A 25,026-nucleotide genomic window follows, 5' to 3' on the forward strand; every position below is an offset into this window, starting at 1 on the left:
AGGTCTTCCTCTCCGCCGTCGCACTCGCCGCAACCGTCATGTTCTGGCTATGAAACGAGAACGAGTCCTGACCCTAGATCTCCGCCCAGCGTGACACGATGAAACTGAAGCTCACCATCGATCCTGACATCGTCGCCCTGATGCAGGCGGAAATCGCCGCAGGCGAAAAGGCCGTCACCACCGCCATGCGCGAGGCGGGCACGGAGCTCAGATCCGCCTGGCGCGGCCAGATCACCGGCGCGGGACTGGGTACCCGGCTTGGCAACTCGATCAGACTCGCGACCTATCCGAAGGGCGGTGAGAGCCTGAACGCCGCGGCGCTGGTCTGGTCGAACGCCCCGGTGATCGTCGGCGCGCATGACACGGGGCCGATGATCCGGTCACGGAACGGGTTCTGGCTGGCGATCCCCACCCCCGCCGCCGGGAAATCCACCCGCGGTAGCCGCATCACCCCCGGCGAGTGGGAACGCCGCTCGGGGCTGCAGTTGCGGTTCATCTACCGGCGCCGCGGGCCCAGCCTGCTGGTGGCCGAAGGACGGCTGAATTCGAAAGGCCGCGCGGTGGCATCCCGCGCGAAAACCGGCCGCGGGCTGACCACGGTACCGATCTTCCTTCTCGTGCCGCAGGTCAAGCTGCGCAAGAGGCTCGATCTGGCGCGCGATGCCGAGCGGGCCATCGACGCCGTGCCGGGACGGATAGTTGCAGGGTGGGTTGAAACACGATCATGACGGGGCGTGTCGACACGGCAGACCCATTGGCATATATTGCCAATGATCCGCATGGAGACTCCCATGGCCACCAGAAACGTCGTCCTGACCGAAACGCAATCCGACCTCGTCGACCGCCTGGTAGCATCCGGGCGCTATCAGAACGCCTCGGAGGCCCTGCGGGCCGGGCTGCGCCTTCTCGAGCGCGAAGAGGCGGAACTTGGCGCGTTGCGCAGCCGTCTTACGGCCGGGCTCGAACAGGCTAGGCGTGGTGATCTGGCCGAGGGCAGTGGCGAAGATGCCATCCGTCGGGCCTTTGCCGCTGCGCGTGCAGATACCTGATGCCGAAACCCTGGCGTCTTACAAGGCAGGCGGAGGCCTCGCTGATCGAGATTGCCAGCTGGACCATCGAGACCTTCGGCCCACGACAGGCGGCGGCGTATGAGGATGACCTGATCTCCACCTGTCGCGAGATCGCTGCGGGCACCGCCCTGTCACAGGATTGCCGTCGGCTCATCGACCCCACCTTGGCCGAGGACCTGCGCTTCGCGCGGGCAGGCCAGCATTTCGTGGTGTTCGTCGAGGAGATCGAGCAGGTGGTCATCATCGATTTCTTGCACAGCCGCGCCGACCTGCCGCGACGGCTGGCCAACCTGCCGCTGCCGAAAGGCGGCGGGGACCACTGACCCGGGCATGATCCCGGTAAAGGAACGCATCACGGCGGGGTGGGTGACAAATTTGGACAGGGACGTATACCTGAACCGCCAAGTTCGCTTGATGGTTGAAATCTGCTTCGTTAGCCTGATTCCGAAAGTGACCAGATTTCGGAGCTGCCAATGTCGTTGAAACCGTTCGTCTTTGCCATTTCCCTCGCCGCGGTCCTTCCGGCCTTCGCGCAAGAAACCTCCTTTTCCACGGAATTGGCAGATATCGAACGGCAGCTGACCGAGATCGACGCGCAAGCCGCGCGCTACGACGGCGGCCTGATCCTGACCCTAATCGAAGCACGCCGTGAGGCGCTTCTTCTCGCCAAGACACTCATCGAAAACCGGATCAACGCGGAAGCGGGTGGTGCGATTGTCGAAGTGACAGTACCGGCTGTTCAGCCTGACGAAGCGCGTGCGGCGCAGATCCTCGGTGAAATGGCCGCGGTTCAACAGCGTATCGAAGAGGCGGAACGCGAAGCTGCAACCGGCGGCGGGCTGATTCAGGCCCTTGCGCTCAGCCGCGCAGAAACCGAACGCCTCACGCTGGCGCAACTGCAGATGGGGTATCTGCAGGCGAAATACGGCATCGCTTTCCCTGTGATGGTCGCTCAGCCTTCGGCAGCCGCTCCGGCCGCAGCGCCCGCGGCTGACCCGGCGACGCCGCCGGAGGGTGCGGCACAAACCGTCGCGTGGGCGGATGCGAGGTTTCCGGCCATCGACTATACGCTCGCGCCATTCGAGCAGGCCAATCGGGATGGGCACCGGATTTCCGGCTGGTGGACGATTGAATCGAGCCGGGCGGCGGTGGACGACAGTCCGCAGATCGTCGCGCTGAACCATTCGCAGTTCCAGCCGAACAACTTCATGGGCCAGACCGCCCTTGTGGCGCGCTGCATCGAAGGCGAAACGGCATTCGTCTTCGTGCAGGACGATTTCCTGATGAACGACTACCGCCGGAATTCGTTCGAAATGACGCTGCGCATCGATGACCAGCCGTCGCAGCAGTCTCGCTGGAGCAGTCTCACCTCCAACAAAGGGGCGGGTCTGTTCGGGCGGGATGCAGAGACGTTCATCCGGTCGATCTACGATGCCGAGCGCCTGTTCATCCGGCTGGTCGAGTCAAACGGCCAGCAGCATGATGCGCTTTTCGAACTCGCGGGAGCGCAGGATGCCTTCGAGGAAGTCGCCGTGGCATGCGGATGGACCACGCTGTCGCTTTCCGCAGACGACTACCGGGCCATTCAGACCCTCCTGAATGCCGGAGGTTTTGATGTGGGCACGCCGGATGGACAATGGGGCCCAGCCTCCCAGAGGGCCATGCGCGCCTATCAGGCATCGGTCGGACTACCCGAAACCGGCGCGCCTGACCGGGCAACCCTCGAAAGGCTCGGCGTCCGTCAGTGACGAACGGTTAGGCGGGCAGGACAGAAACTAACGTCGCGACTCTTCAATCCTGCCGACTTTCGGCGCTCCCGATGGCTTGATCATGCCCACCACCCGCGAAACCGTCCTTGCCGCGCTGCATGCGCGGCTGCAGCCGCTTGCCGCCCTCACCCTGCGCGACGAGGTCCTGCCCGAGCGGATCCCGGTGGCTGGGTTGATCATCCTGCGCGATGGCCAGCCGGGAGAGCCGGAGGTGACCCTGTCGCCCCTGCGCTTTCACTATCAGCACCGGGCCGAGCTGGAGGCCATCGTCCAGGCGGGCTCCGGTCGGGCCAGTGCCTTCGACGACCTGATCGCCGCTATCGGCGGTGCGCTGGAAGCGGACCGGACGCTCGGCGGGCTCTGCGACTGGGTTGAACCCGAGGCCCCCGCCTCGGTCGACCTGCCGGTCGAGGGCGCGGCGGCGCTGAAGGCGGCGGTCATCACCGTCGTGCTGCACTACTCCACCACCGGCCCTCTGGCCTGACACCCCCAACATTCAGGAGACCTCCATGGCACGCGCACACGGCGCGCGGGCGCAGATGGCGCTTGCGTTCGAAACCGTCTACGGCACCCCGCCCGCCAACGGCTATCGGCTGATGCCGTTTGCCCGCACCACGCTGGGCGCGGAGCAGCCGCTGTTGAATTCCGAACTGCTCGGCTACGGCCGCGATCCGCTGGCCCCGATCAAGGACGCGGTCACCGCCGATGGCGAGGTGGTGGTGCCGATCGATGTGGAGGCCTTCGGCTTCTGGCTGAAGGCGGCTTTCGGCGCACCGACCACGACTGGAACTACGCCCAAGACCCACACCTTCCAGTCGGGGAACTGGACGCTGCCCTCCATGGCCATCGAGGTCGCCATGCCCGAGGTGCCGCGGTTCGCGATGTATGCGGGATGCGTCATGGACCAACTGTCTTGGCAGATGAGCCGATCCGGCCTCCTGACCGCAACCGCCCGGCTGATCGCACAGGGCGAAGCCATCGCAGCCGCTACGGCCGCTGGCACCCCGACCGCACTGGGCCTGCAGCGCTTCGGCCATTTCAACGGTGTGGTGAAGCGCAACGGCACGACGCTCGGCAATGTCGTCTCGGCCGAGATCACCTATGCCAACGGCCTCGACCGGATCGAAACCATCCGCAACGACGGCAAGATCGAGGGCGCCGATCCCGGCATGGCGGCTCTCACAGGCCGGATCGAGGTGCGGTTCGCAGACTCCGCGCTGGTGACCCAATCCATCGACGGCACGCCCTGCGAGCTCGAGTTCGCCCACAGCCTCGGGGCGAACGCCAGCTTCACCTTCACGGCCCACGCCGTCTACCTCCCCGTCCCGCGGATCGAGATCCCCGGGCCCCAGGGCATTCAGGCCAGTTTCGACTGGCAGGCCGCCAAGGCCACCAGCCCCGCCCGCATGTGCACCGCCGTCCTCGTCAACAGCGTCACGGGATACTGATCATGATCCGCCTGAACCTGTCGAACCGGCCCGAATGGCTGGACCTCCTGCCCGGCCTGCGCGTCCTTGTGGCCCCTCTGACCACCGCGCTGATGGTCTCCGCCCGCGCCGATCCGACCATCGACGACCTTTCGGAGGCATCCAGCCAGGAGGACATGGCGCTGGCAATGGCCAAGGCCGTCGCGCGCCGCGCCGTGCTGGAATGGGAAGGTGTCGGCGACGAAGCAGGCAACCTCGTCCCGGTCAGCCCGGCCGGGATCGACGCCCTCTTGGAAATCTGGCCGGTGTTCGAGGCCTTCCAGGCGCAATACGTCGCCCGCGGCCTGATGCTGGATCAGGAAAAAAACGGCTTCGCGCCCTCGCCGACTGGTCCTTCGGCGGGGGCGACGGCTACTGCGCGGCCTGCGCGGGCCCCTGCCCCGACTGCCCCGCAAGACTGAACCGGCCGCAGACGGTCGAGGGCTGGCAGGTCTGGGACCTGACCCAGCGCCTTGGCGGCCAACTGCGCATCGCGCCCGGCGCCGTCATCGGATGGGACATGGGCGCGGCGCTGTCATTGGCGCAGGCGCTGGGCGTCAATGCCCTGATCGCTGCCGAACTGCTGCCCGAGATCGAGTCGGTGATGGTGCGCAAACTGAACGAGCAGATGGCAAATGCCGAAGGATCAGGGGTCAGGCCTTGACCTTTGGGACCAGCCTCACACCGGGCAGACCTTCAAAATGACCGTCGCAGGTCAGGAGGGTCGCCCCCCGCACACGCGCCGTGGCGAATACGATGGCGTCTGCCGTCGCAAGCTTGTGCGTGCGGCAAGCCTCGGCCGCCTCCAAGGCAATCTCGGTATCGAGCGGGATCACCTGACAAACCTGCGTGAAAGCGATCACCTGGTCCGCCTTGTCATCGCCGACCTCACGGGTCAGCCATTTGGCGAGTTCCAGTTGCACGATGGTCGGCACCAGCCAGTCGGCCTGATCCGGCAGATGTTCCGCCAGCCGGTCGCCGGTGGCCGAGCCGATCAGCCATTCGATCCATGCGGATGTGTCGACGAGCATCATCAGAATCGGTCTGTCCGGTCACGGTAATCGGTTGCCGAGGCCCCGCGTGCGAGGCCCTTCAAGGCGTCGCGCTTTGGAACAGGGACCAGCAGGACGCCCGTCCCCTTCGGAATGAAGGCGAAGGTCAGCCCGGCTTCCCAATGTTGGGCGGCCCGGATCGCCTTGGGGATCGAGATCTGGAACTTCGAGGACAGGGTCGCGGTCTCGGACATGATCATACGCCTCCATGATCGATGAGCCCAAAGTAAGAACGGGTGCCCGAAAATGCAAGGCATGCTGCAATGGCTGAGAAAAAGGTCTCCGTCCGCCTCGTGGCCGAGGGCGGACGCCGCGTGCGCGCGGAACTGGAAGGAGTAGGCGAGGCCGGTGCCCGCGGCTTCGGCCGCCTGTCGCGGGAAATGGAACTGGCGAACACCAGTCTGGCCGCTTTCGCGCGCCGGGCCGGTCTTGCCCTCGGGGCCGCAGCCGCAGCGGCCACCGCCTCGCTCGGGCTGATCGTGCGGTCCACGGCCGAGAGCGCCGCGCAGATCCGGCAATTCGCGCAGGTCGCGAATGCCACGCCCGAGGCCCTGCAGCGCTGGTCGGCTGGCGCGCGCACCGTTGGCATCGAACAGGAGAAACTGGCCGACATCCTGAAGGACGTGAACGACCGGGTCGGGGACTTCCTCCAGACCGGCGGCGGGCCGATGGCGGATTTCTTCGAGAACGTGGCCCCGAGGGTCGGTGTCACCGCTGACCAGTTCGCACGGCTGTCGGGACCGGAGGCACTGCAACTTTACGTCGACACGCTGGAGCGGGCGGGTCTTAGCCAGCAGGAGATGACCTTCTATCTCGAGGCCATGGCCTCGGACGCCACGCGACTTCTGCCGCTCCTGCGGAACGGCGGGGCGGAGATGGCGCGGCTCGGCGATCAGGCATCGGACCTTGGCGCAGTGCTGGACCGTGATGCCCTCGAAGCCCTGCGCCGCACGCAGCTGGCGCTGGGCACGGTCTCTCTGGTCTTCGACGGGTTGCGCAACCGGATCGCCGTCTCCGTCGCCCCGACCATCGAGGCGCTGGCCAATGCATTCGTGGCCCTTGCCTCCGACGGCGGCATTCTGCGCTCGGCCATTGACACGCTGATCGGCAACCTCGGGAGGCTGGCGTCCTATGCCGTAACCTTCGCTGCCGTCATGGCCGGGCGCTGGGTCGCTGGCATGGCCGCAGCGGCCCTGTCCGTGCGCGGCCTCGCCACCGCGCTGGTGTTCCTGCGCGGCGCCCTGATCCGCACCGGCATCGGTGCGCTGATCGTCGGCGCGGGCGAGCTGGTCTATCAGTTCTCGCAGCTGGTAGCCCGGGTCGGCGGCGTGGGCGAGGCGTTTCGCCTGCTCGGCGATCTGGCCCGCGAAGTCTGGTCGCGGATCGGCCTGTCGCTGGACGCGGCGCTGGCGCGCATGGCGGCCGGATGGGAGGGGCTGAAGGCGGCGGGCCTCTCGGCGCTGGAAGGCACCATCGCGGGCGTCATCAGCTTCGGCGACAGGACGGCCGCCATCTTCCAGGGCGCATACGACGCTGCGGTGGCGATCTGGGGTAGCCTGCCGGGAGCCATCGGTGACTTCGCCTTCCAGGCGGCGAACGGGCTGATCTCTGGCGTCGAGGCGATGCTGAACGGCGTCGTCACCCGGATCAACAGCTTCATCGAGACGTTGAACGCGGCGCTGGCGTTGTTGCCGGAATGGGCCACCGGCGAGGGTGGCGTCCAGATTGGTATCCTTGACCCGGTGGAACTGGGCCGCATCGGCAACCCCTTCGAGGGGGCCGCGACTGCTGCCGGTGCAGCTGCCGCGGACGCCTTCTCGGCCGCGTTATCGCGGACGTATCTCGAACCGCCTGACCTCGGCCTCGGGGCCATGGCCGACGACGCCCGCGCCCGTGCCGATGGATATCGCGAGGCGGCCAGGATGCTGGCTGACGCTGCCGGTCGGCCGCTGGCCACCTGGCAGGCGCTGAAGGATGCCGTGACAGGCACGGGGACCGAGGCCGAGACAGCGCTGGCGGATGCAGCTGCGTCAGCAGATGCCCTCACGGCCGGGCTGAATGACACCGCCACCGCCGCCGAGGGTGCTGGCGGCGCTGCACGCGACGCGGGGGCGGCTGTAGCCGAAGGCGCGGACACCGCCCTCACGGGCTGGCAAGCCGTCACCGCCGCACTCGCCGACTACGCCGCGAAGGCGCGCGACATTGGCGGGGACGTCGGTAGCGCGCTGGTCGGGGCCTTCCAGAGCGCCGAGAACGCCATCGGCGACTTCGTGAAGACCGGCAAGCTCGACTTCCGGGATCTGGTCACCTCGATGATCGCTGATCTGGCGAAGCTCGCTGCCCGGCGCTTCATCCTCGGCCCCATCGCCAATGCCCTTTCCGGCGCGCTGGGTGGCGCGGGTGGGATTTTCGCGAACATCATGCACACGGGCGGGATGGTCGGCGCCCCCGGTCCCGGCCGGATGGTCCCGGCGCTGGCCTTCGCCAATGCCCCTCGCATGCACAACGGGGGCTGGGCCGGGCTGCGGCCCGATGAGGTGCCCGCGATCCTGCAACGCGGGGAGCGCGTCCTCTCGCGACGGGAGGCGGCAGGGTACGGCCCGGCCAGCGCCTCGACCGTCAATGTCACCATCAATGCCCGCGACGCCGAGAGCTTCCGCCAGTCCCGCACGCAGGTCGCGAGCGACATCGCCCGCGCCGTGTCGCTCGGGCGAAGGGGGATGTGATGGCGTTTCACGAGGTCCGGTTTCCGGACGCCGTCAGCGCCGGTGCGCGCGGCGGCCCCGAACGCCGCACACAGATCGTCGAACTGGCGAGCGGGGCCGAGGAACGCAACGCCAGCTGGACCAACAGCCGCCGCCGCTACGACGTCGCCTACGGCATCCGCCGCGCTGACGATCTGGCGGCGGTGGTCGCCTTCTTCGAGGCGAGGAACGGCCGCCTGCATGGCTTCCGCTTCAAGGACTGGGCCGACTTCAAGTCCTGCCTGCCATCCCAAACGCCCGGCCCGACCAACCAGCCGATTGGCACCGGCAACGGGGCGGCCACCCTTTTCCAACTCACCAAGCGCTACACCTCCGGCGCGCAGTCCTGGAGCCGCACCATCACCAAGCCCGTCGCCGGGACCGTCAGCATCGCCCTGAATGGCGCGACGCAAGCCTCCGGCTGGTCGGTTTCCACCGCGACAGGCTTGGTGACCTTCACAACCGCGCCCGCAGCGGGCGTCGCCATCACTGCAGGCTTCGAATTCGACGTCCCCGTTCGCTTCGACACCGACGCCCTCGACGTCACCCTCGATCTCGAACGCCTCGGGTCGATCACCTCGATCCCCCTTGTGGAAATCCGCACATGAAGTCCCTGAACCCGGCGCTGCAGGCCCATCTAGAAGAAGGCACCACAACTCTGGCCTGGTGCTGGCGCATCACCCGCGCCGACGGGATGACCTTCGGCTTCACCGACCACGACCGGACCCTCACCTTCGACGGCACCGAGTTCGAACCGGAAAGCGGGCTGACGGCCTCCGAGGTGCGGTCAGGGTCGGACCTGTCCGTCGACGCGCAGGATGCCCAAGGCGTGCTGTCCTCCGACCGGATCACCGAGACCGATATCCTCGACGGCCGCTGGGACAATGCGGCGGTCGAGGTCTGGCGGGTGAACTGGGCGAGCCCGGCGCAGCGCGTGCTCTTGCGCCGCGGGGCCATCGGTCAGATCCGGCGCGGACGGCTGGCCTTCGTGGCGGAGGTGCGCAGCCTCGCTCATGTCCTCGGCCAGACCGTCGGACGGGCGTTTCAGGCCAGCTGCGATGCCGCGCTGGGCGATGTGCGCTGCGGGGTGAACCTCGAGGCTGCGGCCTTCAAGGGCACCGGCGCGGTGATTGATGTGCTGCGGGACCGAACCTTCACGGCCTCCGGCCTCGGCACGTTCGCGGCAGGCCAGTTTGCCTTCGGTCTGGTCGAGTGGTCGACCGGCGCGAATGCCAGTCGGCGGGTCGAGGTCCTGTCGCATGATCTCGTTGACGGCATTGCCATCCTGACCCTGCTGGAAGCCCCGGTGCGCCCGATCATGACCACAGATGCGTTCGTGGTACGCGCGGGCTGCGACAAGCGGATCGCGACCTGCAGCGCGAAGTTCGCCAACATCGGCAACTTCCGAGGCTTCCCGCACATCCCGGGCCAGGACGCAGTCCTGCGCTATGCGACGAAGGACGGTGGCCATGATGGGGCGGTGCTGTGAAGACCGCCGATCCCGCCCAAGTCATCACCGCCGCGAGATCTTGGCTGGGCACGCCCTATCACGACCAGGCCAGCCTGCGCGGGGTCGGTTGCGACTGCCTCGGCCTCGCGCGCGGTGTTTGGCGCGACGTGGTCGGGCCGGAGCCGTTCCCGATCCCGCCCTACAGCCGGGACTGGGGCGAGACCGGCCCGCGCGAGGTGCTGGCGGACGGGGCGCGGCGGATGATGCCGCAGATCGAACCCGCCAATGCCCCACCCGGTGCGCTGATCCTCTTCCGCATGATGCCGCGCGCCATCGCCAAGCATGTCGGGATCCTCACCGGCCCCGACACCTTCCTCCACGCCTATGAACGGCTGGGCGTGATCGAGGAACCGCTAACCTCTGCTTGGCGGCGGCGCATCGCCTTCGCTTTCCTCTTCCCTGCACGCTGAGATTTCCGCATGGCCACGCTCGTCCTCGGCGCTGTCGGTTCCGCCATCGGCGGGGCCTTTGGCGGTGCGATCCTTGGCTTTTCCGGGGACGCCATCGGTGGCTTCATGGGCTCGACCATCGGTTCGGTCGTCGACAGCTGGATCGTGTCGTCTCTGGCGCCCGCGCAGAAGATCGAGGGTCAGCGCCTCGACAGCCTGCGGATCACGTCCGCGACCGAGGGCGCGATCATCCCCCGCCTCTACGGCCGGATGCGGATCGGCGGCAACATCATCTGGGCCACGGATTTCCGCGAGGAGACGAAGACCACGACGCAAGGCGGCGGCAAGGGTGGCGGCGGTGGCCGGGTCCGGACGACCGAATATCTCTACTATGCCAGCTTCGCGGTTGCGCTCTGCGAGGGCCCGATCACCGGCATCGGCCGCATCTGGGCCGATGGCAAACCGCTCGACATGACCGGCATCACCTGGCGCTGGTATCCGGGGAACGAGACCCAGACGCCAGACCCGTTCATCGCCGCCAAGTTGGGGGCCGCCAATACCCCGGCCTATCGCGGCACGGCCTACCTGGTCTTCGAGGAACTGCCACTTTCCACCTACGGCAACCGTCTGCCGCAACTGTCCTTCGAGGTGTTCAGGCCGCTTGCCGACCCGGACACCGCCGAAGGGCTGGTCAAGGCCGTGACCATGATCCCCGCTTCGGGCGAGTTCACCTATGCCACGGAGGCTGTCCGCAAGACGGTCGGGGCGACGACGACGGTCTTCGGTCAGACCACGGGCGGCACGACCTCGGCCGAGAACCTGAACGCGCTCCCCGATGAGGCTGACATCGTCGTGGCGCTCGATCGGCTGCAGGCCATGGCTCCGGCCGTCGAGAGCGTCAGCCTCGTTGTCGCCTGGTTCGGCAATGATCTGCGGGCGGGGAACTGCACGATCAAGCCGGGGGTGGAGGTGGCGACGAAGGTCACCAGCCCCGAGGTCTGGACGGTCAACGGCGTAGCGCGCGGAAATGCCCATCTGGTCAGTCGTGACGCCGAGGATCGGCCGGTCTACGGCGGCACGCCTGCCGACTTCGCGGTGGTGCAGGCGATCCGCGAGATGAAGGCGCGCGGCCTGCGCGTCACATTCTATCCCTTCCTGCTGATGGACGTGCCGCCCGGCAACATGCTGCCGAACCCCTACAGTGCGAATGCCGCCGCGCCCAGCCAGCCTTCTTTCCCCTGGCGGGGCCGGATCACCTGTTCCCCGGCGGCAGGCTTTGCGGGGACGGTGGACAAGACCGCCGGTGCCGCGACGCAGGTCTCCAGCTTCTTCGGTGCCGCCACCCCGGCACAGTTTGCGATCTCGGGCGACACCGTCAGCTGGACCGGTCCCTCGGGCGATTGGGGCCTGCGCCGGATGATCTTGCACTACGCCCATCTCTGCGCGGTGGCGGGCGGGGTCGACGGATTCCTGATCGGCTCGGAGATGCGCGGGCTGACCACGATCCGCTCCAGCGCGAGCTCCTATCCGGCCGTCACCGCCTTCAAGGCGCTGGCGGCAGACGTGAAGGCGGTCCTCGGGCCAGGCACAAAGGTCGGTTACGCCTCCGACTGGTCGGAATACTTCGGCCATCAGCCGGGCGATGGAACAGGGGATGTGTTCTTCCATCTCGACCCGCTCTGGTCGGATGCGAATGTCGATTTCATCGGCATCGACAACTACATGCCGCTCTCGGACTGGCGCGATGGCTTCGACCACGCCGACGCCCTGCAAGGCTGGCCCGCCATCCATGACCGCGGTTACCTGCAGGCCAATATCGCAGGCGGCGAAGGTTTCGACTGGTTCTACGCCTCGGCGGCCGACCGGTCGGCCCAGATCCGGACGCCCATCACGGACGGGGCCGCGGGCAAGCCTTGGGTCTTCCGCTACAAGGATCTGCGCGCCTGGTGGTCGAACCCGCATTTCGACCGGCCGGGCGGGGTGGAGAGCGGCACGCCCACGTCGTGGGTGCCGCAGTCCAAGCCCGTCTGGTTCACGGAACTCGGCTGCCCCGCCATCGACCGGGGCACCAACCAGCCGAACGTCTTCTTCGATCCGAAGTCCTCGGAGAGCTTCACCCCGTACTTCTCGCGCGGCTGGCGCGACGATGCGATCCAGCGTGCCTATCTCGAGGCCAGCTACCTCTGGTGGGGTCAGAGCGCGAACAACCCGACGTCGTCCGTCCACGGCGGCCGGATGGTCCACGTCCCCGAATGTGCCGCCTGGACCTGGGACGCGCGGCCCTATCCGTTCTTTCCCCAGCTGACCGGGATCTGGACGGACGGTCCGAACTGGCGGCTCGGTCACTGGCTGACAGGGCGGCTCGGTGCGGTATCTCTGGCCGCCCTCGTGCGCCATCTCTGCCTGCGCGCTGGGCTTGCGGACGACCTCATCGACGTCACCGGCCTCTGGGGCGCGGTCGAAGGCTATGTGATCGGCGCACTGGAAAGCCCCCGCGCGTCGATTTCCACGCTGGCCCGCCACTTCGGCTTCGACGCTATCGAGACCGAGGGCGTGATCCGCTTCGTCATGCGCGGCCGCGCCTCGGTCGCCACACTGGCCATCGATGATCTGGTGGCCAGCAAGGAAGGCGAGGCTTTTGAGCTGACGCGCGGCCAGGAGACCGAACTGCCCCAAGCCCTGAAGTGGCAGGTCGCACGGGCGGATGAAGATTATGACGCGGCGCTTGTCGAGGCCCGCCGCATCACGGTCGACACCACGCGCATCGCTTCCGAGTCCTTCCCGATGGCCATCCCGCCCGAGGAGGCCGAACGCCGCTGTCGCCGCACGCTGATGGAAGCCTGGATCGGCCGGGAAAGTGGCACCTTCCGCCTGCCGCCCTCGCGGTTGGCGCTTGACCCCGCCGATGCGATCCGGCTCGCGCATGACGGCCGCGAGGTGGAATTCCGCCTGGTCTCCGTCGCCGACTCTGAGGCACGCGGGATCGAGGCGGTGCGTCAGGACCGCGCAGCCTATGATCTGCCGCCCGGCGATCCCCGCCCGGCCTCGCTCGCGAGCCCCGTCGTCTTCGGCACGCCCGAGGTGGTGATACTGGACCTGCCGCAAATCAGCGAGGACCAGCCCGCCCATCGCCCCTTGATCGCCGCGCACGCCAGCCCCTGGCCGGTTGATATCGCAGTGTTCCGCAGCGCGTCCACCGACGGGTTCAACCTCCTGACCACCTTCGGCACTCGAGCGCGGATCGGGACGCTGGCCTTCGACTTATTTCCGGGGCCAACCTCGCGCTTCGATCTCGGCAATCAACTGGTCGTCGATCTCCTCTCCGGAACGCTGGAAAGCGTGACCGACATCGCGCTGTTCGGCGGGGCAAATGCGATGGCGGTCGAGAGCGCCGCTGGCCAATGGGAGATCGTCCAGGCTGGTCAGGCTGAACTGATCGCGCCAAGCAGGTACCGCCTGACCCGTCTGCTGCGTGGCCAGCGCGGAACGGAACATGCCATCGGCAATCCCGCCCCTGCCGGAGCGCGGGTTGTAATGCTGGATGCGACCTTGGCCTCTCTGTCCATCGCCGAGGCTGACCTCGGCCTGCCGTGGAACTGGCGGGTCGGCCCGGCCGCACGTTCTGTCATGGATGACAGCTACGCCGCGCTGGGCTTCACGCCGACCGGCCGGGGTCTCGTACCCTTCGCCCCGGTCCATGTCGAGCAGCCATGGCGCACGGCGCGCAGCCCGGGCGATCTGACGATCCGCTGGATGCGCCGATCCCGCGCGCTGGTGGCTGATGCCTGGGAACAGGTCGAGGTACCGCTGGCCGAGGACTTGGAAAGCTATGACGTCCAGATTCTCGACGGGGCCGCGGTCAAGCGCACGCTGATCAGCAGCACGACTTCCGCCCTCTACACCGCCGCCCAGCAGACCGCCGATTGGGGCGCGCCGCTTGGCCCCGGCCAGACGCTGGCGCTTCGCATCTACCAGTTCTCGAACCGCCTCGGCCGCGGCACGCCCGCGATCGTGACCCTCCAGTTCTGACGGAATTTCCCATGTCCGATACCACGACCCATCTGGGCCTTCCCTACCTTCTGGCGGCGCAGGCGCAGAAGCACGTCACCCACAACGAGGCGCTGCGCCTGCTCGACGCGATGGTGCAGCTTTCCGTTCTCGACCGGACGCGCACCACGCCCCCGGCCAGCCCGGCAGACGGCGACCGACACGTGGTGGCTGCCGGTGCCACAGGCCTTTGGGCAGGATGGGACCCGAACGTCGCCTTCTGGGTGGACGGGGCATGGATCCGGCTGGTGCCGCGCACCGGCTGGCTCGTCTGGGTCGCGGCCGAGGGCATCTTCCTCGTCTGGACCGGTAGCGCCTGGGAGGTGGTGGGCGAGCCGCGCGATGTGTCGGACGCCGTGTTCAGCCTGGTGAACGATGCGGACCCGACGAAGAAGGCCACCTTTTCGCTGGCGGGCGTAAGCGCCGGGACGACGCGCAGCTTCACGCTGCCGAACACCTCGTCGGAACTGGCGATCCTTGCAGGCACCCAGACTTTCACCGGCAACAAGACGTTTTCGGGCACGCTGACCGCCTCGGGCACGGTCACCGTTTCGGCCGCTTCCGCCACCATTGGCACAGCCACGACGACCGCTACCTATGGGATGGGCACAGGGGCGACGACAACCGGCGTCACCAAGACCGTGAACCTCGGCACGGGCGGCGCGTCCGGATCAACGACGGTCATCAACATCGGCTCGGCGACCGCCGGGGCGGGCGGCACAACCGTCATCAACACGCCGACCGTCACCTTCGCCAATGCGGTGACGCAGGTCGGCATGCCGCAGGCGAACCTGACCGCGCAGCTGCTCGGTCTCGGCGGGGCGACGGCGGACAGCTACAATCGCCTGTCGGTGAACACACCCGCCGTGCTGCTGAACAACGGCGGGGCCGGGATCGAAGCCACAGTAAACAAGGCCGCTGCCGGGAACGATGCCGCCTTCGCCTTCAAGACCGGGTTTTCAGCGCGCGCGCTGATCGGCCTCTTGGGCAACGATGACTTCAGCTTCAAGGTCAGCCCGGACGGGTTCGCCTTCTTCGACGCCATCCGGATCGACCGCACCAGCGGCCAGGTGGAACTGCCGCAGCCGACGGTCCTGCCCGGCCTCAGCGCCGCGCCGACCCCGCCGCCTGCAGGCAAGGCCTCCGTTTATGCGCGCAACCGTGCCGGGGCGCCGTGGATCGACGTGATGCGCCCCTCGGGGCGGGACTTCCCGCTCCAGCCTCATTTCGGAGTGAACCGCATCGCCAACTGGTCCCCCTCGGTCAGCACCACGATCACGACCGAAGGCCTGCCGATCACCTCGGTCGGCACCGTTTCGACACCTACACTGGCCGCGACGAACCTTGCGACCTCCATGCGGCGATGGCGCCTGACCTCGGCGGCCGTCGTGGACTCGGTGGCCGACCAGCGATCCGCTGGCTGGGCCTGCTGGCGCGGCAATGCCGCAGGCCTCGGCGGCTGGACTTTTGTCACGCGGATTTCGCTGACGACACTGCAGGCGACCGGGATGGGGTTCTTCGGCCTCTACGGATCGACCGCAGCGCTGGCCACCACCCTGACATTGGCAGCAGCCATCAACTGCACCGGCATCGGCTTCCAGCGCGGAACGCACACTCGCTGGCAGCTCGTGACGAATGACGGCACTGGCGCACCGACCTTAACTGACATGGGAGCGGGTTTTGCCATCGCCACGGGCGGCGTGCTGACCCTGTTCATCGCGGCCCCGCCGAATGGGTCATCCGTCTGGGTGCGCGTCGTCGACGAGGTCTCCGGCGCGATCTTCGAGCAGGAGATCACCGCAGATCTGCCCGCCGCGACGCAGTTCATGTCGCCGCGGCTCTTCATGAACACCGGCGCGACGGCCGCAGCCGTCGCCTACGACTGCGCCGGGGTCTACCTCGAAACCGATTTCTGAACTGCAGGACCACGAAAGGACCACCATGAACGACCAGACCACCCTGACCAGTGAGGTCGCGCGGGCCTTTCGGGACCACGGGATCACCGCCGCGCTGACCGCCCTGATCGGCGGCACCATGGCCCTGATCGCGGCGATCACGCGCAAGGCCTTCACCAACGAGGCCCTGCTGGATCGCCTCGACCGGGAGCTCATCGCCGACCGGGACCGGATCGACCGGCAGCGCAGCGAGGACCGCAAGGCCGACGGCGACCGCCTCGACCGGATCGAGACCGACATTCGTTCGATGCGCGACATGCTCTTCGACGCCTTCCAGCGCGGCCGATCCGACTGACCCGTCCGAACCTCGTCAACCGACACCCCACCCGCCCAAGAGGCGGGTTTTTTCATTTGGAGGATCCACCATGCCCACCCTGACCTACCCCCACTGGCGCGACGTGCCCGCCAATACCTGGCGCTGGCCGAACTTCTCGGCCGCCGAGATCGCCTGCCGCGGCACCGGTGCGATCAAGATCAACACGGAAGCCATGGACAAGCTGCAGGCCCTGCGCGACCGGCTGGACAAGCCGCTGATCGTGCGCTCGGCCTACCGCAGCCCGGAACACAATCGTGCTGTCGGCGGGGCCCCGGCATCGAAGCACATGCAGGGCACCGCTTTCGACATCGCCATGTCGAACCACGATCCCGCGGCCTTCGAGGCGGCGGCGCGGGCGGTCGGGTTCCTCGGCTTCGGCTATTACCCACGCTCCGGTTTCATGCACATCGACCTCGGCCCTGCCCGGTCCTGGGGCGATCCCTTCCCGGTGCGGCCCGTGCCCTTCGCGCCGGAACTGCCACCCGCGCGCGAAGTCCTGTCGGAAAGCCGGACCCTGCGCGGGGGCGGTGCGGCAGGCGCGGCCACCGTCGGCGCGGCCGGGGTGGAAGTTCTGCAGGACGTCCTCGCGGAAACCCAGTCCACCATCCAGCCGCTGGTGCCCTACCTCGACACCCTGCGTTGGGTGCTGATCGCCATCGCGCTGATCGGGATCGCCGTCACGATCCACGCTCGGCTCGACGACTGGAGACGGGGCCAGCGGTGATCGGCTGGCTTCTGACTCATGGCCCGGCGCGAAAGGCGCTGGGCCTGGTCCTCACAGCAGCAGCAATCCTGCTGTTCCTGATGAACCTGCGCCGTGCCGGTGAACGCGCCGGGCGCGCGGCCGAACGGCTTGACGCCCGAGAGAGAAACGATGCCATCCACCGCCAGATGCTCGACGCCGCCGCCCGCCGCCCTCCTGATCGCGATGCTCTGGCTGAGCGCCTGCGCGACGGGCGGTTCTGACGCCCGCGCGCCATGTCCGCCCTTGGTCGAGTACACCGACGCCGAGCAGGCCGACGCGGCCGACGAGGTAGAGGCATTGCCGAAAGAGGCCGTCATCGTGCGGATGCTTAGCGATTATGCCGTGCTGCGCGACCAGGCGCGCGCGTGCAGGTCAGGACCGTAATGAACGCGTGGGTTGTGGCCCTGAGCGAACGCGGGGCTCGCCGAGACATACACGATAGATTTAAGCGTGATTTCTGTTGAGCCGCGACCTAACCAAGCGTATTCAAGGCCATGCTCACGCAGAAAATGAAATATGCCCTGAAGGCCCTGATGGAACTTGCCGCCGAAAGGGCGGGCGAGGGTCAGCCGCTGCGGATCGAGGAGATCGCGAAGCGGTCGGGCACGCCGAAGCGGTTTCTGGAGCACATCCTGCTCGAGGTGCGCAACGCGGGCTTCATCGCCTCGGTCCGGGGACGGCATGGCGGATATGTGCTGATCAAGAATCCGCGTGAGGTGCCGCTGAGCGAGTTGATGCGGTTGATCGACGGGCCCATCGCCCCGCTGCCCTGCCTGTCGCGCCGCGCGTACCAGCGCTGTGATGACTGCCCGGATGAGGAAACCTGCCGCCTGCGTAAGGTCTTTGGTCAGGTGTTCTGGTCGTATCTGCTTCTGATCGACTCGCTGACCTTGGCCGATCTTGTCGGTCCGGCCGAATCGCCCAACCCCACCGAAGCAGCCCGGCAACTGGGCGTCTGAGCCCGGTTTCGCCTGTCGGAGCATGTCGAGAGAGAATGATCCTCTCTTTTCACGACAAACTTTGACGTGATTATTTCATTGCTTTTCTCGACTACCTCTGTCGTGATTATCGTCATGGAGGCGCTGCGCCTCTGACACGAACAGGAGGCTATGCCATGATCTACACCGTTTTCGTCTCGCCCCACGTCCAGGCTCAGGGGCCGCTGATCGAACGGCTGCCCGATGGCCGCCTGCTGATCGAGGCCGGGGGCCGCAAGGTTGCAGGTCATCCCTCGCCTCGCGAAGTCCCGCGGGTCCGTGGCTGGAAGGCCGTGATCGCAGCGGCGCTGATCGGGCTCGGCGGGCTGACCATGGGTGCGCCCCATGCGCAGGCCGACACGCTGCTGAACGTCAGCTACGACCCGACGCGTGAGTTCTACCGCGAATACAATGCCTGGTTCGCCGACTGGTGGATGGCGCAGGGCAACCCGGCGCCGACGATCCAGACTTCGCATGGTGGGTCGGGCGCACAGGCCCGCGCTGTGATCGACGGACTGGCCGCGCAGGTGGTCACGCTGGCGCTGGCGTCCGACATCGACCAGATCGCGGCGCGCACCGACTTGATCCCAGAGGACTGGCAGTCGCGCCTGCCGCACAACTCCTCGCCCTATACCTCGACCATCGTGTTCCTGGTGCGTGAGGGTAACCCCAAGGGCATCGAGGACTGGGGTGACCTGATCGCCGAGGGCGTGCAGGTCATCACACCGAACCCGAAGACCTCGGGCGGGGCGCGGTGGAACTACCTGGCCGCGTGGGGCTATGCGGAGCGCAACGGGCTCGACCCGCGCGAATTCGTCGGTGCGCTTTACCGCAACGTGCCCGTGCTCGACACGGGGGCGCGCGGATCGACGACGACCTTTGCACAGCGCGGCATCGGCGATGTGCTGCTTGCCTGGGAGAACGAGGCCTATCTGGCGCTGGCCGAACTGGGCGAGGATCAGTTCGACATCGTGGTGCCGTCGATTTCCGTGCTGGCCGAACCGCCCGTGGCGCTGGTCGATGGCCATCTGACGGATGCGAACCGCGCGCTGGCCACTGCCTATCTCGAACAGCTCTACAGCCCCGAGGCACAGGCCATGGCGCTGCGCCATTACTACCGCGCCTGGGATACATCGGCCGCCGATCCGGCCGATGTGGCCCGCTTCCCCGAGGTGGAGCGCCTCTCGATCACCGATTTCGGCGGTTGGGCGGTGGTGCAGCCCGAGCACTTCGGTGACGGCGGCATCTTCGACCAGATCTATCAGGCGCAGTGACATGATCGCGCGCGCCTTCTCCCTGCGCAATCCCACCCCGATGCCGGGGTGGGGGCTGTCCTTCGGGATCATGGTCACGATGCTGTCCGTCATCGTGCTGATCCCCATGGCCGTGCTGTTGTGGCGCGGCTTCATCGGCTTTGGCACGGCCGAGATGTGGGAGGTGGTGAACCGCCCCCGCGTCTGGTCGGCGCTGGAACTGTCGTTCCGCGCGGCGCTTGTCGCATCGGTGTTCAACCTCGTCTTCGGGGTGCTGCTGGCCTGGGTGCTGGTGCGCTACCGCTTCCCGGGCAAGCGGCTGATCGACGCCGCGGTGGACCTGCCCTTTGCCCTGCCGACCGCTGTCGCGGGCATCGCATTGACCGCGATCTATGCGCCGAACGGCGTGTTCGGGTCGGTGATCGGCGACACGTTCGGAATCCGTGTCGCCTATACCGAACTGGGCATCTGGATCGCGCTGATCTTCGTAGGTCTGCCCTTCGTCGTTCGCACTGTGCAGCCGGTGATCGAGGAGATCGACCGCGAGACCGAAGAAGCATCGGCGACCCTTGGCGCTTCCCGCCTGCGCACGATCACCCATGTGATCCTGCCCATGCTGGCACCCGCCGCGCTGACTGGCTTCGCGCTCGCACTCGCGCGGTCGGTCGGGGAATACGGCTCGGTCATTTTCATCGCGGGCAACCTGCCGAACGTGACCGAGATCGCACCGCTTCTCATCGTCATCCGGCTGGAGGAGTTCGACTATGACGGCGCCGTAGCCATCGCCATCGCGATGCTGGCGATCTCGTTCACGCTGCTTCTGGCCATCAACCTGATCCAGATCTGGAGCCGCCGCCGCATGGGCGCGGTGTGAGGGAGGACCCCATGACCGATACCATTGCCATCCCTTCCCGCCCCCGCGCATTTCGCCCGGCGACAACAGAGCCCGCAGTCGTGAAATGGGCGCTGATCGCGCTCTGCCTTGCGGTGCTGACGGTCCTTCTGTTCGCCCCCCTGATCGCGGTGTTCGACGAAGCACTGCGGCGTGGCTGGGCCTTTGCCCTGCAGTCCTTGTCAGAACCGGATGCTCAATCGGCCATCTGGCTGACGCTGACGGTCGCGGCCATTGTCGTGCCCTTGAATGCGGCCTTCGGCATCGCTGCCGCATGGGCGATCACCAAATTCGACTGGCGAGGGAAGGCATGGGTCATCACGCTGATCGACCTGCCCTTCTCGGTCTCGCCCGTCGTGGCGGGCCTCCTGTTCGTGCTGATGTTCGGCGCGAATTCCGCGCTTGGCGCCTGGCTGGTGGCCAGCGGCTTTCCCATCGTCTTTGCCGTGCCGGGCATCGTGCTGGCCACGCTGTTCATCACCTTTCCCTTCGTCGCCCGCGAACTGATCCCCGTCATGCTGGAACAGGGCCGGGCCGAGGAGGAGGCGGCGCTGACCTTGGGCGCAAGCGGCTGGCGGACGTTCCTGACCGTGACCTTGCCCAACATCCGCTGGGCGCTGCTCTATGGCGTGCTCTTGTGCAACGCCCGCGCCATGGGCGAGTTCGGTGCAGTCGCGGTCGTCTCGGGCAAGATCCGAGGCCAGACCACCACCATGCCGCTGATGATCGAGATGTTCTACAACGAATACCTCTCGGTCGCGGCCTTCACGATGGCCGCGCTCCTTGCGCTGCTGGCCTTCGTCACCCTGACACTCAAGACGGCCCTGGAATGGCGTTACGCCGACCAACTGGCCGCCACCCACCGCCATTGATGGAGCGACCCATGAACATCGAGATCGAGGACATTGCCAAGGAATTCGGTGCCACCGCCGCGCTGCACCCCGTGTCGCTTTCCATCCCCTCGGGCACACTGGTGGCTCTGCTCGGGCCGTCGGGGTCCGGAAAGACGACGCTCTTGCGCATCTTGGGCGGGCTTGAATTCCCCTCCGCGGGCCGCGTCCTGTTCGACGGGTCGGATGCGACCGGCCTGACCGTGCAGGAGCGCCGTGCTGGCTTTGTCTTCCAATCCTATGCCCTTTTCCGGCACATGACAGTGTTCGACAACATTGCCTATGGCCTGCGCGCCCGTCCCCGCAAGACGCGCCCGCCCGCGGCCGAGATCGCGCGGCGTGTGAACAAGCTTCTCGACCTCATCAAGCTGCCCGACATCGGCGCGCGCTACCCAAGCCAGCTCTCGGGCGGTCAGCGGCAGCGCGTTGCCTTGGCCCGTGCGCTGGCCATCGAGCCGCGGATGCTGCTCCTCGATGAACCCTTTGGCGCGCTGGATGCAAAAGTGCGCAAGGAACTGCGGCAGGGCCTGCGCGACATTCACGACACGACAGGCCTGACCACCGTCTTCGTCACCCACGATCAGGACGAGGCGATGGAACTGGCCGATCTGGTCGTGGTCATGTCGATGGGCCGGATCGAACAGGTCGGCAAGCCAGAGGACATCCGCGCCCGACCAAAGACCGCCTTCGTGCGGGAGTTCATCACGGCATGACGGACGCGCCCTCCCTTGACCGGATCGACCGGCGCATCCTGTTCGAACTGATGCGCGACGCGACGCTGCCGGTCTCGCAACTGGCGGAACGCGTGGGCTTGTCGCAGACCCCGTGCTGGAAGCGCGTGCAAAAGCTCGAGGCGGCCGGGGTCATCACCGGCCGCGTCGCCATCGTGGACCCCGCCGCCATCGGCCTTGGCCTCACCGTTTTCGTCGAAATCGAGGCCGCCGACCATACGCCGGAATGGCGGGCAGCCTTTGCCGCGGTCGTCGATGAGTATCCGGAGATCGTAGAGGTTCATCGGATGGCGGGTGAGGTCGACTATCTCCTCAAGGTCGTCGTCAGCGGCATGGCCAGCTATGATGCCCTTTACCTCGATCTGACCGAGCGACTGGCCTGCCGAAACGTCACATCGAAGTTCTCGATGGAGCGCATGAAGGTCACGACTGTTCTGCCGATCAATACGTCAGAGCCATGACGATACGTAAACGCTGTTCTGACCCCACCTTTTGCCCTGCGTTGTGATCTGGGATTGGAGCCTTCTGTGACGTGCGGGAGGGAGGTTCTCCATGAGTGCTCCAATGGAGGTTCTCACGATTGGTGGTGGCGACCGCCGGAGCCGTCGGAGATGGCCGGATGAGGTGAAGGCGCGGATTGTGGCGGAGACGCTGGTGCCGGGGGCGACTGTCGACGAGGTGGCGCGGCGTCATGGGTTGAGTTCCAATCATCTGTCGTCATGGCGGACGCTCGCCCGGAAGGGCAAGCTGGTGTTGCCCGCGCCGCAGGATGCGGTGGAGTTTGCGGCGATGGTCGTGGCACCACCGGACGGGGACACGCCCTCCTCGGGAACGGGCGGGCCGGAGATCGTGGTGGGGGCGGTGACGGTCCGGCTGGAACCGGGCGCGTCGGCGGAACGCATCGCGGCGATCGTTCGTGCCCTGACGGCGGGGCCATGATCTTCCCGTCGAACCGGGTGCGGATCATGGTGGCGACCAAGCCCATCGACTTCCGCAAGGGCCACGACAGCCTGGCCGCGATGGTGAAGAACGAGCTGCGCAAGGACCCTTTCACGGGGACCGTCTTTGTGTTCCGCGCCAGGAAGGCGGATCGTCTGAAGCTGCTTTATTGGGACGGCACCGGTCTGGTGATGGCCTACAAGCGGCTGGACGAGCACAGCTTCACCTGGCCCGCCGTGACGGACGGGCTGATGCTGGTGAACCACGCGCAGTTCGAGGCGCTGTTTGCCGGATTGGATTGGCGGCGGGTCCGGGCCATCGAAGCGCGAGTTCCGGAAGCGGTGGAATGAGCCGTTCAAGGCTGCGGCAGGATGACTCGGGCGGCACTTTCCGCAGGCATCGGCGAAGGGGGTCTGATAGACTGGCCTCATGCCGGATACCACTGATCTTCTTGAGGAAATTGCGACGCTGAAGGCGATGCTTATCGCCGCGGAGGAACGCAACCTTCGCAAGGATGAACGGATCGAGCGGCTGGAAAGGCTGGTCGCAGCCTTCCGGCAGGCGGCCTTCGGGCGGCGGTCGGAGAAGAGCGATCCCGACCAGTTCGAACTGGCGCTGGAAGACCTGGAAACGGCCATCGCGCTGATCCATGCCGAAGAGGATACCGAGGATCGCGCGGCAAAACGCCCGGCCAGGCCGCGTGCGGCCAATCGCGGATCGCTGCCGAAACACCTGCCGCGCATCGAGGAAGTGATCGAGCCCGACAGCCTGACCTGTGCCTGCGGTGGCTGCCTGCATTGCATCGGCGAGGACGTCTCGGATCGGCTGGACATCATCCCGGCCCAGTTCCGCGTGATCGTGACCCGCCGCCCGAAGTATGCCTGCCGGTCCTGCACCGATGGTGTCGCGCAAGCGCCCGCCCCGGCGCGGCTGATCCCGGGCGGCTTGCCGACCGAAGCCACGGTCGCGCATGTGCTGGTGAGCAAGTATGCCGACCATCTGCCGCTCTATCGGCAGGCGCAGATCTACAGCCGCCAGGGCGTTGACCTCGACCGCTCGACCCTTGCCGACTGGGTCGGTCGCGCCGCCTTCGAACTGCGCCCCGTCCATGACGCGCTGATGGCCGACCTGAAGCGGTCCACCAAGCTCTTCATGGACGAGACCCGCGCGCCGGTCCTCGATCCGGGGGCACGAAAGACCAAAACCGGATACTTCTGGGCGCTGGCGCGTGATGACCGACCCTGGGGCGGCACGGCGCCTCCGGGTGTGGCCTTCACCTATGCCCACGGTCGGGGCGGGCAGCATGCCGAACGGATACTGCAGGGCTTTGGCGGAATCCTGCAGGTCGACGGCTATGCCGGATACAACCGCCTGATCGCACCAGACCGGATCGGCTCTGGCATCCAACTGGCGCATTGCTGGGCACACGCGCGCCGCAAACTGATCGAGATTACCCGCACCGGCCCCGCCCCGATCGCCGAGGAAGGCGTGGCCCTCATCCGCGACCTCTACGCCATCGAGGCCGAGATCCGAGGCCGCGACCCCGCCACCCGGCTGGCGGCACGGCACGCCCGTTCCACCCCGATCCTCACCCGTCTCGACGACTGGCTGGCCCACCACCGCGCCCGCGCCTCGGCCAAATCACCGCTCGGCGAGGCCCTGGCCTACATCGCCAGATACCGTGACGGCCTCGGCCTCTTCCTGACCGACGGCCGCATCGAGATCGACAGCAACACCGTCGAACGCACCATCCGCCCCATCGCCCTGAACCGCAAGAACGCCCTGTTCGCTGGCCACGACGCCGGAGCCGAAAACTGGGCCGTCATCGCCTCGCTCATCGAGACCTGCAAGATGAACGGCGTGAACCCGCACACTTGGCTGACCGCAACACTCACCGCCATCGTCCGAGGCCACAAACAGAGCCAGATCGACGATCTGCTGCCGTGGAACTACAACCCCACGGTGTGATCGGGACACCGCTTACGACGATACTGCATGCGCGCGATCACTAGACGGACCGGTGCGATGATCGCGGGGCGTGATCGCCAGCGCCCCGAACGCAGAAAGCCCCCTTCTAGGGGGCCTCGTGTAACGTTGAGTTGTTGTTGAGGTGTTTGCGTTTGCTTATACACGAGCGAAACGATCAACATTTAAGTCTTTGGTTTTATTGTTAGATTTGGTTGCGGGGGCAGGATTTGAACCTGCGACCTTCAGGTTATGAGCCTGACGAGCTACCGGGCTGCTCTACCCCGCGCCAGCGGCGCAATTTTTGTTTTTGCGC

The 25,026-nt window shown here is 66.9% G+C and carries 29 protein-coding genes and 1 tRNA gene; 27 read left to right on the forward strand and 3 right to left on the reverse strand.

Annotation, left to right across the window (positions count from 1 at the left end):
• Positions 1-98 precede the first annotated feature (98 nt).
• The 8 genes from ACEYYA_RS15150 to ACEYYA_RS15185 all read left to right on the forward strand — a co-directional run bounded on the left by ACEYYA_RS15150 (position 99) and on the right by ACEYYA_RS15185 (position 4,969).
• Entirely contained in the window at positions 99-728 is a 630-nt protein-coding gene (locus tag ACEYYA_RS15150) for a DUF6441 family protein (protein WP_374801758.1), read from the forward strand.
• A 63-nt stretch (positions 729-791) separates the two neighbouring features.
• Positions 792-1,049, forward strand: a complete 258-nt coding sequence (locus ACEYYA_RS15155) for a type II toxin-antitoxin system ParD family antitoxin (RefSeq protein ID WP_374801785.1) — start codon at positions 792-794, stop codon at positions 1,047-1,049.
• Entirely contained in the window at positions 1,049-1,393 is a 345-nt protein-coding gene (locus ACEYYA_RS15160; protein WP_374801759.1) for a type II toxin-antitoxin system RelE/ParE family toxin, read from the forward strand. Before ACEYYA_RS15155 ends, ACEYYA_RS15160 begins: the two co-directional genes overlap by 1 nt.
• A gap of 150 nt (positions 1,394-1,543) precedes the next feature.
• Positions 1,544-2,818 carry a peptidoglycan-binding domain-containing protein gene (locus ACEYYA_RS15165; RefSeq protein WP_374801760.1) on the forward strand — a complete coding sequence of 425 codons (1,275 nt, stop codon included), beginning with the start codon at positions 1,544-1,546 and terminating at the stop codon, positions 2,816-2,818.
• Positions 2,819-2,900: 82 nt separating this feature from the next.
• The gene (locus tag ACEYYA_RS15170; RefSeq protein ID WP_374801761.1) at positions 2,901-3,323 is read left to right on the forward strand and encodes an acyl-CoA transferase; all 423 of its coding nucleotides are present in this window, start codon (positions 2,901-2,903) and stop codon (positions 3,321-3,323) included.
• Positions 3,324-3,348: 25 nt separating this feature from the next.
• Positions 3,349-4,287 (forward strand): phage tail tube protein, encoded by a 939-nt coding sequence (locus tag ACEYYA_RS15175; protein ID WP_374801762.1) that lies wholly within the window; start codon positions 3,349-3,351, stop codon positions 4,285-4,287.
• Between the two features lie 2 nt (positions 4,288-4,289).
• A complete protein-coding gene (locus ACEYYA_RS15180) occupies positions 4,290-4,727 on the forward strand; it encodes a hypothetical protein (RefSeq protein WP_374801763.1) in 438 nt (145 codons plus the stop codon).
• Positions 4,728-4,795: 68 nt separating this feature from the next.
• Positions 4,796-4,969 (forward strand): DUF7697 family protein, encoded by a 174-nt coding sequence (locus ACEYYA_RS15185; RefSeq protein WP_459349878.1) that lies wholly within the window; start codon positions 4,796-4,798, stop codon positions 4,967-4,969.
• Here the strand turns inward: ACEYYA_RS15185 and ACEYYA_RS15190 are convergent.
• Positions 4,959-5,339 carry a type II toxin-antitoxin system VapC family toxin gene (locus ACEYYA_RS15190; protein ID WP_374801765.1) on the reverse strand — a complete coding sequence of 127 codons (381 nt, stop codon included), beginning with the start codon at positions 5,337-5,339 and terminating at the stop codon, positions 4,959-4,961. The genes ACEYYA_RS15185 and ACEYYA_RS15190 overlap by 11 nt on opposite strands.
• Entirely contained in the window at positions 5,339-5,551 is a 213-nt protein-coding gene (locus ACEYYA_RS15195) for an AbrB/MazE/SpoVT family DNA-binding domain-containing protein (protein WP_374801766.1), read from the reverse strand. Before ACEYYA_RS15195 ends, ACEYYA_RS15190 begins: the two co-directional genes overlap by 1 nt.
• A 69-nt stretch (positions 5,552-5,620) precedes the next feature.
• Between ACEYYA_RS15195 and ACEYYA_RS15200 the strand changes: the two genes are divergently transcribed.
• From ACEYYA_RS15200 to tnpC, 19 genes are all read left to right on the forward strand, one after another.
• Positions 5,621-8,083 (forward strand): phage tail tape measure C-terminal domain-containing protein, encoded by a 2,463-nt coding sequence (locus ACEYYA_RS15200; RefSeq protein WP_374801767.1) that lies wholly within the window; start codon positions 5,621-5,623, stop codon positions 8,081-8,083.
• Entirely contained in the window at positions 8,083-8,709 is a 627-nt protein-coding gene (locus tag ACEYYA_RS15205) for a phage distal tail protein, Rcc01695 family (RefSeq protein WP_374801768.1), read from the forward strand. The genes ACEYYA_RS15200 and ACEYYA_RS15205 overlap by 1 nt, the downstream gene beginning before the upstream one ends.
• Positions 8,706-9,590 (forward strand): DUF2163 domain-containing protein, encoded by an 885-nt coding sequence (locus ACEYYA_RS15210; RefSeq protein ID WP_374801769.1) that lies wholly within the window; start codon positions 8,706-8,708, stop codon positions 9,588-9,590. The genes ACEYYA_RS15205 and ACEYYA_RS15210 overlap by 4 nt, the downstream gene beginning before the upstream one ends.
• Positions 9,587-10,021 (forward strand): NlpC/P60 family protein, encoded by a 435-nt coding sequence (locus ACEYYA_RS15215; protein ID WP_374801770.1) that lies wholly within the window; start codon positions 9,587-9,589, stop codon positions 10,019-10,021. Before ACEYYA_RS15210 ends, ACEYYA_RS15215 begins: the two co-directional genes overlap by 4 nt.
• 9 nt (positions 10,022-10,030) lie before the next feature.
• Entirely contained in the window at positions 10,031-14,029 is a 3,999-nt protein-coding gene (locus tag ACEYYA_RS15220; RefSeq protein ID WP_374801771.1) for a baseplate multidomain protein megatron, read from the forward strand.
• An 11-nt stretch (positions 14,030-14,040) separates the two neighbouring features.
• Positions 14,041-15,963 carry a DUF2793 domain-containing protein gene (locus ACEYYA_RS15225; RefSeq protein WP_374801772.1) on the forward strand — a complete coding sequence of 641 codons (1,923 nt, stop codon included), beginning with the start codon at positions 14,041-14,043 and terminating at the stop codon, positions 15,961-15,963.
• A gap of 25 nt (positions 15,964-15,988) precedes the next feature.
• Positions 15,989-16,297 (forward strand): hypothetical protein, encoded by a 309-nt coding sequence (locus ACEYYA_RS15230; protein ID WP_374801773.1) that lies wholly within the window; start codon positions 15,989-15,991, stop codon positions 16,295-16,297.
• A 70-nt stretch (positions 16,298-16,367) separates the two neighbouring features.
• Positions 16,368-17,042, forward strand: coding sequence for a YcbK family protein (locus ACEYYA_RS15235; RefSeq protein ID WP_374801774.1), 675 nt, complete (start codon positions 16,368-16,370; stop codon positions 17,040-17,042).
• Positions 17,039-17,284: a hypothetical protein gene (locus tag ACEYYA_RS15240; RefSeq protein WP_374801775.1), complete on the forward strand. Its 246-nt coding sequence runs from the start codon at positions 17,039-17,041 to the stop codon at positions 17,282-17,284. The genes ACEYYA_RS15235 and ACEYYA_RS15240 overlap by 4 nt, the downstream gene beginning before the upstream one ends.
• A gap of 22 nt (positions 17,285-17,306) precedes the next feature.
• Entirely contained in the window at positions 17,307-17,447 is a 141-nt protein-coding gene (locus ACEYYA_RS15245; protein ID WP_374801776.1) for a hypothetical protein, read from the forward strand.
• A 110-nt stretch (positions 17,448-17,557) separates the two neighbouring features.
• Positions 17,558-18,022 carry an RrF2 family transcriptional regulator gene (locus ACEYYA_RS15250; protein ID WP_374801777.1) on the forward strand — a complete coding sequence of 155 codons (465 nt, stop codon included), beginning with the start codon at positions 17,558-17,560 and terminating at the stop codon, positions 18,020-18,022.
• A gap of 350 nt (positions 18,023-18,372) precedes the next feature.
• Positions 18,373-19,314 carry a sulfate ABC transporter substrate-binding protein gene (locus ACEYYA_RS15255; RefSeq protein ID WP_374801786.1) on the forward strand — a complete coding sequence of 314 codons (942 nt, stop codon included), beginning with the start codon at positions 18,373-18,375 and terminating at the stop codon, positions 19,312-19,314.
• Position 19,315: 1 nt separating this feature from the next.
• Positions 19,316-20,167: a sulfate ABC transporter permease subunit CysT gene (gene cysT, locus ACEYYA_RS15260; RefSeq protein WP_374801778.1), complete on the forward strand. Its 852-nt coding sequence runs from the start codon at positions 19,316-19,318 to the stop codon at positions 20,165-20,167.
• A gap of 11 nt (positions 20,168-20,178) precedes the next feature.
• Positions 20,179-21,057, forward strand: a complete 879-nt coding sequence (gene cysW, locus ACEYYA_RS15265; RefSeq protein ID WP_374801779.1) for a sulfate ABC transporter permease subunit CysW — start codon at positions 20,179-20,181, stop codon at positions 21,055-21,057.
• Positions 21,058-21,068: 11 nt separating this feature from the next.
• Complete coding sequence (locus ACEYYA_RS15270; RefSeq protein WP_374801780.1) at positions 21,069-21,788, forward strand: sulfate/molybdate ABC transporter ATP-binding protein; 720 nt, start codon at positions 21,069-21,071, stop codon at positions 21,786-21,788.
• Complete coding sequence (locus ACEYYA_RS15275; RefSeq protein ID WP_374801781.1) at positions 21,785-22,267, forward strand: Lrp/AsnC family transcriptional regulator; 483 nt, start codon at positions 21,785-21,787, stop codon at positions 22,265-22,267. Before ACEYYA_RS15270 ends, ACEYYA_RS15275 begins: the two co-directional genes overlap by 4 nt.
• Before the next feature lie 103 nt (positions 22,268-22,370).
• On the forward strand, positions 22,371-22,745 hold the full coding sequence (gene tnpA, locus ACEYYA_RS15280) for an IS66-like element accessory protein TnpA (RefSeq protein WP_374801782.1): 375 nt from the start codon (positions 22,371-22,373) through the stop codon (positions 22,743-22,745).
• Positions 22,742-23,095: an IS66 family insertion sequence element accessory protein TnpB gene (tnpB, locus tag ACEYYA_RS15285; RefSeq protein WP_374801783.1), complete on the forward strand. Its 354-nt coding sequence runs from the start codon at positions 22,742-22,744 to the stop codon at positions 23,093-23,095. Before tnpA ends, tnpB begins: the two co-directional genes overlap by 4 nt.
• Positions 23,096-23,174: 79 nt before the next feature.
• Positions 23,175-24,713: an IS66 family transposase gene (tnpC, locus tag ACEYYA_RS15290; RefSeq protein WP_374801784.1), complete on the forward strand. Its 1,539-nt coding sequence runs from the start codon at positions 23,175-23,177 to the stop codon at positions 24,711-24,713.
• Positions 24,714-24,922: 209 nt separating this feature from the next.
• On the opposite strand, the gene ACEYYA_RS15295 is transcribed toward tnpC, so the two are convergent.
• Positions 24,923-24,999 (reverse strand) — tRNA-Met (locus ACEYYA_RS15295).
• Positions 25,000-25,026: the final 27 nt, after the last annotated feature.

The organism is Paracoccus zhouxuedongae, assembly GCF_041927815.1.
Taxonomy (GTDB): domain Bacteria; phylum Pseudomonadota; class Alphaproteobacteria; order Rhodobacterales; family Rhodobacteraceae; genus Paracoccus.

Excerpts from the sequence above, each read along its gene's own strand:
- ACEYYA_RS15220 (WP_374801771.1), top strand. The coding sequence starts at position 10,031 with ATGGCCACGCTCGTCCTCGGCGCTGTCGGTTCCGCCATCGGCGGGGCC.
- ACEYYA_RS15155 (WP_374801785.1), top strand. The coding sequence starts at position 792 with ATGGCCACCAGAAACGTCGTCCTGACCGAAACGCAATCCGACCTCGTC.
- ACEYYA_RS15180 (WP_374801763.1), top strand. The coding sequence starts at position 4,290 with ATGATCCGCCTGAACCTGTCGAACCGGCCCGAATGGCTGGACCTCCTG.
- tnpB (WP_374801783.1), top strand. The coding sequence starts at position 22,742 with ATGATCTTCCCGTCGAACCGGGTGCGGATCATGGTGGCGACCAAGCCC.
- ACEYYA_RS15165 (WP_374801760.1), top strand. The coding sequence starts at position 1,544 with ATGTCGTTGAAACCGTTCGTCTTTGCCATTTCCCTCGCCGCGGTCCTT.
- ACEYYA_RS15195 (WP_374801766.1), bottom strand. The coding sequence starts at position 5,551 with ATGTCCGAGACCGCGACCCTGTCCTCGAAGTTCCAGATCTCGATCCCC.
- ACEYYA_RS15170 (WP_374801761.1), top strand. The coding sequence starts at position 2,901 with ATGCCCACCACCCGCGAAACCGTCCTTGCCGCGCTGCATGCGCGGCTG.
- ACEYYA_RS15270 (WP_374801780.1), top strand. The coding sequence starts at position 21,069 with ATGAACATCGAGATCGAGGACATTGCCAAGGAATTCGGTGCCACCGCC.
- cysT (WP_374801778.1), top strand. The coding sequence starts at position 19,316 with ATGATCGCGCGCGCCTTCTCCCTGCGCAATCCCACCCCGATGCCGGGG.
- ACEYYA_RS15160 (WP_374801759.1), top strand. The coding sequence starts at position 1,049 with ATGCCGAAACCCTGGCGTCTTACAAGGCAGGCGGAGGCCTCGCTGATC.
- tnpC (WP_374801784.1), top strand. The coding sequence starts at position 23,175 with ATGCCGGATACCACTGATCTTCTTGAGGAAATTGCGACGCTGAAGGCG.
- ACEYYA_RS15175 (WP_374801762.1), top strand. The coding sequence starts at position 3,349 with ATGGCACGCGCACACGGCGCGCGGGCGCAGATGGCGCTTGCGTTCGAA.
- ACEYYA_RS15235 (WP_374801774.1), top strand. The coding sequence starts at position 16,368 with ATGCCCACCCTGACCTACCCCCACTGGCGCGACGTGCCCGCCAATACC.
- ACEYYA_RS15205 (WP_374801768.1), top strand. The coding sequence starts at position 8,083 with ATGGCGTTTCACGAGGTCCGGTTTCCGGACGCCGTCAGCGCCGGTGCG.
- ACEYYA_RS15190 (WP_374801765.1), bottom strand. The coding sequence starts at position 5,339 with ATGATGCTCGTCGACACATCCGCATGGATCGAATGGCTGATCGGCTCG.
- ACEYYA_RS15230 (WP_374801773.1), top strand. The coding sequence starts at position 15,989 with ATGAACGACCAGACCACCCTGACCAGTGAGGTCGCGCGGGCCTTTCGG.
- ACEYYA_RS15225 (WP_374801772.1), top strand. The coding sequence starts at position 14,041 with ATGTCCGATACCACGACCCATCTGGGCCTTCCCTACCTTCTGGCGGCG.
- ACEYYA_RS15150 (WP_374801758.1), top strand. The coding sequence starts at position 99 with ATGAAACTGAAGCTCACCATCGATCCTGACATCGTCGCCCTGATGCAG.
- ACEYYA_RS15210 (WP_374801769.1), top strand. The coding sequence starts at position 8,706 with ATGAAGTCCCTGAACCCGGCGCTGCAGGCCCATCTAGAAGAAGGCACC.
- tnpA (WP_374801782.1), top strand. The coding sequence starts at position 22,371 with ATGGAGGTTCTCACGATTGGTGGTGGCGACCGCCGGAGCCGTCGGAGA.
- cysW (WP_374801779.1), top strand. The coding sequence starts at position 20,179 with ATGACCGATACCATTGCCATCCCTTCCCGCCCCCGCGCATTTCGCCCG.
- ACEYYA_RS15250 (WP_374801777.1), top strand. The coding sequence starts at position 17,558 with ATGCTCACGCAGAAAATGAAATATGCCCTGAAGGCCCTGATGGAACTT.
- ACEYYA_RS15255 (WP_374801786.1), top strand. The coding sequence starts at position 18,373 with ATGGGTGCGCCCCATGCGCAGGCCGACACGCTGCTGAACGTCAGCTAC.
- ACEYYA_RS15200 (WP_374801767.1), top strand. The coding sequence starts at position 5,621 with ATGGCTGAGAAAAAGGTCTCCGTCCGCCTCGTGGCCGAGGGCGGACGC.
- ACEYYA_RS15275 (WP_374801781.1), top strand. The coding sequence starts at position 21,785 with ATGACGGACGCGCCCTCCCTTGACCGGATCGACCGGCGCATCCTGTTC.